Origin of the sequence: Vogesella mureinivorans, from assembly GCF_007644035.1 — a bacterium.
Taxonomy (GTDB): domain Bacteria; phylum Pseudomonadota; class Gammaproteobacteria; order Burkholderiales; family Chromobacteriaceae; genus Vogesella; species Vogesella mureinivorans.
The window spans coordinates 1-408 of sequence record NZ_VMTV02000699.1 but is presented as its reverse complement, the minus strand read 5'-3'; the positions used below and the strand labels follow the sequence as shown (position 1 = coordinate 408).

The following is a 408-nucleotide window of genomic DNA, read 5'->3' as shown; positions in this document are numbered from 1 at the left end:
GTGCCTTCCTTGGCGGCAGCTTTATTACCGATATGACAAGCTTCACCCAGCAACGTACCGCAGGCTTGCCGCGCGTTTTCGTGCCGGCGAGCGCGGGCAATTGGGAATATGCGCTCGGCTCCTTTGTCGAATGCGACACGCCTTCGGCCTGCGCGACGTCCAAGATCAATTCCTCACCGGGTGCCTATGGTTGGACCGGCTGGATCGATCGCGAGACCGGCTATTACGCTTTGATCGCCACCGAAATATCGAGCGGAGGCGACCGGAAAGGCGTCGAGCTCGAACAGGTCATGCAGGATCTGATCGAGGATGCGATCGCGAATCGCACCCCGGCGCCCTGACCTGACCCAGCAGTCTAGTCACGCAGCACAGGAGAACTTGATCTCCATGCGCTGCGTGGCTGGCCTG

The 408-nt window shown here is 60.5% G+C and carries 1 protein-coding gene; it reads left to right on the top strand.

Annotation, left to right across the window (positions count from 1 at the left end; all coding sequences use genetic code 11):
* Positions 1-341 (top strand): hypothetical protein (locus FLQ44_RS23785; protein ID WP_206208959.1); only part of this gene is annotated, 341 nt, incomplete at its 5' end.
* Positions 342-408 lie beyond the last annotated feature (67 nt).